The organism is Sporosarcina sp. P34 (assembly GCF_002743375.1).
Taxonomy (GTDB): domain Bacteria; phylum Bacillota; class Bacilli; order Bacillales_A; family Planococcaceae; genus Sporosarcina.
Genome location: NZ_PDZC01000009.1, coordinates 119,015 through 125,477 on the forward strand (window position 1 = coordinate 119,015; position 6,463 = coordinate 125,477).

Here is a 6,463-nt window from a genome sequence, read left to right on the forward strand (position 1 = left end):
TTATTTATATCATCGTGCAGAATATCCACCATCAATCACAAGCTCTGCGCCAGTAATATAAGACGCTTCATCCGATGCCAAGAAGAGTACCGCATTTCCCACATCTTCCGGTTGACCTAAACGTTGTAGTGGAGTCATTTTAATCAACATATCAAGTTGAGCCTTAGACTCTTCAAGATTTGCAACCATCGGTGTTTCAATAACTCCCGGGAATACCGTGTTCACACGGATACCTACATGTCCATATTCCGCTGCCGCTGCTTTAGAAATTGCACGTACTGCACCTTTAGATGCAGAATATGGATTCAAGCCCATACCAACCAATGCCGTATATGAAGAAATATTGACGATTGCACCTTTTTTCGCTTCTTTCATATATGTTGAAGCATGCTTCATACCTAGGAATGTACCGAAGCTATTAATATCTGAAAGTCTGCGCCAGTCTTCCATCGTGATTTGATCTACGGTTTTTTCAGTTGAGATCCCGGCATTATTTACGAGAATATCAATTTTACCGAAATGATCGACAGCCTTTTTCATAGCATCTTTCCATTCTGCATCTTCCGTCACATTCAATTTGATAGGAAGAATATCATCCTGACCGCCCCACTTCTCTTCAAGTGCTGCTGTATTGATGTCAGCTGCAATTACTTTCGCGCCTTCTGCCGTGAATTGCTTTACCATCATTTCACCCATACCGGATGCTCCGCCTGTAATGAACGCTACTTTGTCTTGTAATCTGCTCATCTTATATCTCTCCTTTATTGTTATTACTGTTATATACTTTAACATTAAAGTATATTGAATTCAATTATACGGTTCGATACTATCTTCTTCAATGATTGAATATTTATACATCCCTTGTATAGACCCTGTACATACGATATAATTAGTGTTGTATATATACTCTAAAAATGGAAGAAGTGAACAAACATGTTCAAAGATCCACGTTATCTACATTATAATGCAGCGGGCTTCCGGCAGGATTTGATTGCAGGGATTACTGTTGGAATTGTAGCCATTCCACTTGGGATGGCTTTTGCAATTGCTTCCGGCGTAAAACCGGAATATGGGCTTTACACTACGATCATTGCTGGTCTCCTAGTCGCCTTGCTAGGCGGTTCACGTTACCAGATTGCTGGTCCTACTGGCGCATTCATTCCCATATTACTAGCTATTGTACTGCAGTACGGTTACGAAGATCTTCTGATTGCCGGATTTCTCGCTGGTATTCTTCTGGTCATTATGAGCTTTCTCGGTGTCAGTAATCTCATCCATTTCGTCCCGCGATCGGTGACAATTGGATTCACTGCCGGGATAGCAGTGATTATTTTTACTGGACAATTCCAAAACTTCTTTGGATTGACGGGAGTGGAGAAAAAAGAGTTCTTCCATGAGAGCATGATGGAAATCGCTCGTCATTTTCATACCGTCAACACTTTTAGTATTCTGACTGCCGCAATCGGTCTCGTCGTCATCTTCCTTTTACCGAAAATCGCTCCAAAAATTCCGTTGCTCCTTATTGCGCTGTTAGTTCCTACTATCTGCTCGGTGTTGTTCTTCCCAGGTAAAGTAGAAACGATCGGGACAGCATACGGTGGCATTCCGCAACATCTGCCAAGTTTTCATTTTCCTGAAATCACGTTCGCTAAACTGGTGAATCTATGGCAACCTGCTTTAATCATTGCTGCACTCGGTGCAATTGAATCATTGCTTTCCGCAGTCGTTGCAGATGGAATGAAAAGTAAGGTACCCAAGCATGATTCCAAGAAAGAATTATTCGGTCAAGGTATCGCCAATATCGTTACACCATTATTCGGCGGAATCCCAGCTACAGGTGCCATCGCACGTACCGCTACAAATATCGGTTCAGGCGCGGTCAGTCCGATCTCCGGTGTTGTGCAAAGTTTATTTGTCTTAGCTTTCTTATTACTATTTGCACCTTACGCTTCCTATATACCGTTGGCCGCAATGGCACCCATTCTGATGTTCGTCGCGTGGAATATGAGCTCTAGAAAAGCCTTCGCTCAAATCGCTTCGTTACGCTCGGGTGATTCACTTGTGTTACTGACAACTTTCCTTTTGACCATATTCGTGAATCTAACCATCGCAGTCGAAGTCGGAATCTTGCTCGCTGCCCTGTCGTTCTTACGCAAGATGAGCGGCTCATTGAATATTAAAAAGAGTAAACTGTCCGATGTTGAAAAATTCAAGTTATCTACAGGAAATGAATCTGAGCTGATCAAATTCAAACTCTCTGGTCCACTATTCTTCGGTACAGCGAAACACTTCGAGGATCGATACCCTGAACTGTTGAATCTTGAGCAGAAGACGATCATTTTGGACATGAAAAATCTAACAGCTATCGACGCCACTGGCGAAGCAGCCCTTTCCGCTATGCTTGACGAAGCAGACCGCCAAAACAAACGACTGGTATTTAAGAGAGTACCTCCAGAGAAAGTAAACTTGTTCAAACGTAGTGGTTTATATGACAAAATTGGTGAAGATAACTTCTTTATGCAATGAGTGTTTGATTTGAGCTAGTAAGTGGTCAGTATTTCGGCTGTAGTCCAACAATAAAAAAAGCCAGGTGCTGTCTGGTTCACCGCGTAAATCATTCGGCAGCGCGTTAGTGAGGACAGCGACCTCTTCAGTTTCACTGCCAACACAAAAAAGCTTCCACTCAACCGAGTGAAAGCTTTTTTCCTATCATTACAACTTCCATTTATACCGAGCATACCCCGCAAGTAAAAGGAAGTTCACTGCAGCACTGATGACAGTACCGTACGCAATGGCCTGCGCCCCAATCTGATCAACAAACGCAAAAATAATACCGATATTAATTCCAAACACGCTGATTAAACTAAAGATAATAGGTGTGATCGAATTACCTTTTGCATAATAAAAACGAGTGACATACGTATTGGCCGCCAAGAAAAACATCGACAAAGCGAATACTTTGAACACCGGCACCGTCAGCATAACGGACTTCTCATCGAAATTCCCATAACCGAATACTATTCGAATTAGCGGCTCGGCTAGGAAGTAGCAGAACACCGTCGCTGGCAATAGTAACGCGACCATGTAGAGCATGCCTTTCTTGTAAAGCGCCTTGACCGTATTTGTATCCCCCTCGCCTTCTTTCTTCGCGAGCATCGGATAGATCACCGTCGTGACAGCCGTCATGAGAATAGCTTGTGGAAAGCCCGTTAGTTTCGATGCGTAGTTAATAGAAGAAATCGCACCTTCTCCTAATCCCCCCGCCGCAATACGGTGAATAATGAAGTAAAACTGCAATGATGCACCGCCGAATAAAATGGGCAAGGCGAGCCACCACATTCTCTTGATGTCCGTTGGCATGCCGAATGAAGGTTTCAGTGAGGAAAGATCTGCCCGTTTGATACCAGAATACAGGAAGAGTCCCATTAGGATCGCACTGACCATTGCGCCCACACCATATGATTCAGGACCCAGCCATTTTGTTAGCGCAAAGCCTACTGCAACAAATGCTGCGTTATACAATAAGATTGCGAGACTTGATAACTGAAAGCGATCGTTGATATTTAATAATCCACTCATCCATGTTGACATGACCAATACAATAGAAGAAGGCATCATCCATAGGAAAAGGTTTCTAACCAATGTATAGTCTTCCTCACTTAACTCTTTAAAGAATAGATGTAGAATCGGATTCGTCAAAACGATAAGTACTAATGTAACGAGTGTAGCAGTCATAACCACTGTCGTGAACGCTTTGCGTACAAATAATGGTTTATCCATATTCGCTGAATGGTAGATCGATATAAAGGCAGTCGTCAACGCCCCACCAAGCACTAGATAAATAAAGTTCGGAATCGTATACGCTGTCGCGATGGCATCCGCTACTGTCGATGTACCATATTGTATGCCAATCACGACTTCCCGCCCGAAACCAAACAATCTGGCGACTATATTAATGATAGCGACAGTGCCAATGATCTTGAATAATTTACTCATTTGGAAGATCCTTTCCATTCTGTTCATAGATATCGTTCAACCTTTGGACGATGACTGTTGAAGAATGTTGCTGAATCACTTGTTGCGTGACTTCATGTTGCTCTCTTGTCACTTCATTCGCAAGTGCTTCCTCGAGTCCAGCAGCCAAGGCTTGCGCGTTACGTGGCTCGACTAAGGTTCCGACATCGTCTTTTAACAAATAAGGAAGGCCTCCAACATTCGTCGCTACGACTTTGGCTCCCGAGGCAAGCGCTTCAAGTGCCACCAAGCCGAAACCTTCATGATAAGAAGGTAACACGAGAATATCAGTTGCTGACATCCATTTCGCAAGTTCAGTCTGGCTGACAGGCTCTTTAAAGCGAATGCCCGAGTTGTTGCCGACTTTTTCTTTCGCTTCCGCTGTAAAGCGCTGGTCCTTTTGTGAACCTACTATATATAGAAGAAGATCGTCATATGTCTCTTGTAATTGTGTAAATGCATCGATCAATTCCATGACACCTTTTGCTTCTATAACGTTTCCTACAAAAAGCACTACACGTTCATTCAACGGCACGTCCAGTAAAAGCCGAACTTCCTCTTGAGCCATTGGCTTGAAGACACTCGTATCTACACCCATACTCATGATTTCTACTTTGCTAGGGGCAATTCCATAATCCGTAATGACATCATTTCGCAACTTCTCTCCAACCGTAATCACCATTGAAGATTCTTGTAAAATACGTTTAGTGAATTTTGCGATACGTTCACTTTTCTTTGCCATCTTATCTAAATCTCCACCATGCACCGTCACCACGTACGGGATCTTCCATAATTTCTTTGCAAGCAACGATACCATTCCTGTAGGAAACGCGTAATGCGCATGTGTGATACTGACTTTCTTTTTATGCTGTAAAACATATAGAAGGGATTGCATTCCCCATGATAGATAGTTGGTGATCTTTCCGATCTTTCCTTTACCGGGATCATGTATGGCGATAACTTTCACATCTACGCCATCATTTTTTAATTGTTCCACTTGGTTTCTCACAAAAATTCCAAAGGTTGGATGCTCCGCAGAAGGATACATATTACTAAATACTACTACTTTAGGCACGCATAACTCATCCTTTATTACTTACTGTCATATACTACTAAGCACTTCGATATGTTGAATGATTATACCACATACTACGCGTATATAACGTCATAACGAAAATAAACTGACTTTCTTATTGATTCTGATTAGCGTACATGTCGTGAGTTATTCAACTGAACATTTCAATCATATGTCAGCGTGTAATTTTCTTGTAATATAAATGTAATAATTCCCATGTTTATTCGTGCTAACATATTCCTAGATTACAAAGCGCAACAATGATTGCGCGAAAGGGGAATTTGAGCACAGCATGAAACGTCTAATCACTCTGGTCATGGCAAGTCTACTATTCTTTTCATTCGTACCAGAATTTGCTTCCGCAAACTCACCAACATCATTAGTAAACACCGCAAAAAAATATATGGGAACACCTTATCGTTTAGGTGGGACAACCCCAACGGCTTTTGATTGTTCAGGATTCACGCAATACGTATTCAAAGAAGAAGGCCTTTCTATTCCAAGAACGACTGGTCAGCAAATCGCAGTCGGCACTTCTATTGCTAAAAGCAATCTAGAAGTTGGTGACCTCGTATTCTTTAATACATCAGGTCGCGGTGTATCACACGTCGGCATCTATGTAGGGGCTAATAACTTTATCCATGCTTCGGCTAGTAAAGGCGTCATGGTATCCTCATTAGATGATCCATACTACTGGAAGAGCCGTTATATCGGTGCACGTCGCGTAGCGAACTTCACGGATAATGTAAGTACAGAGAACAAGGTTGCAGCGTCAGCTCCAGTTAAAGAAATTGTGTATGCCACTCGCGGGGAAATTGCACAGGTACTTGCAGAAAAGTTAGATCTTGATATGACAACTGTTAATGTTACATTTAAAGACGTGGATGAATCAAATCCCCACTATAAAGCAATATCCGCAGTCGCTGAAGCGAATATCTTCTCTGGCGATGCAGGGAACTTTAATCCAAATAAAGAATTAACTCGCGCTCAAATGGCAAAAGTTTTAGTCGGAGCATTTGAATTAAGAGGTTCTGCTATTGCGAAATTCTCTGATGTTCCTGCTGGACACTGGGCAACAGAATATATCAACATTTTGTTCTATCACGAAATTACAACTGGTTACCTAGACGGTACATTTGGATTGTCAGATAAAGTATCAGTCGGTCAACTAAATAAATTCATCGATCGTATCAATAATTGATGATCCTGAGGCTGGGACATAACTAGCCAGAAGTGAGCTAAAAAAGGGTTCGATCATCGGTTTTTGATGATCGAACCCTTTTTGTATAGAAATCCTTGTATGATTTCCTATATGTTTACCTCCCTGGCAGTGTACTTTCTCAAGTTCACTGCCAGTAAACCGAAGGCTAATTC

Annotated in this window: 5 protein-coding genes; 2 read left to right on the plus strand and 3 right to left on the minus strand. The window is 42.1% G+C overall.

The features are described 5' to 3' along the window. Positions 1 to 9 precede the first annotated feature (9 nt). The gene (locus tag CSV63_RS13115) at positions 10 to 747 is read right to left on the minus strand and encodes an SDR family NAD(P)-dependent oxidoreductase (protein WP_099696210.1); all 738 of its coding nucleotides are present in this window, start codon (positions 745 to 747) and stop codon (positions 10 to 12) included. Positions 748 to 933: 186 nt separating this feature from the next. Here CSV63_RS13115 and CSV63_RS13120 point away from each other — a divergent pair, with 186 nt between their 5' ends. After that, entirely contained in the window at positions 934 to 2,526 is a 1,593-nt protein-coding gene (locus CSV63_RS13120) for a SulP family inorganic anion transporter (protein ID WP_099696211.1), read from the plus strand. Between the two features lie 186 nt (positions 2,527 to 2,712). Here the strand turns inward: CSV63_RS13120 and murJ are convergent, their stop codons facing one another. Continuing rightward, positions 2,713 to 3,996: a murein biosynthesis integral membrane protein MurJ gene (gene murJ, locus CSV63_RS13125; RefSeq protein ID WP_099696212.1), complete on the minus strand. Its 1,284-nt coding sequence runs from the start codon at positions 3,994 to 3,996 to the stop codon at positions 2,713 to 2,715. Then, entirely contained in the window at positions 3,989 to 5,089 is a 1,101-nt protein-coding gene (locus tag CSV63_RS13130; RefSeq protein ID WP_099696213.1) for a glycosyltransferase, read from the minus strand. Before CSV63_RS13130 ends, murJ begins: the two co-directional genes overlap by 8 nt. A 292-nt stretch (positions 5,090 to 5,381) precedes the next feature. Between CSV63_RS13130 and CSV63_RS13135 the strand changes: the two genes are divergently transcribed. Continuing rightward, a complete protein-coding gene (locus CSV63_RS13135) occupies positions 5,382 to 6,290 on the plus strand; it encodes a C40 family peptidase (RefSeq protein ID WP_099696214.1) in 909 nt (302 codons plus the stop codon). Positions 6,291 to 6,463 lie beyond the last annotated feature (173 nt).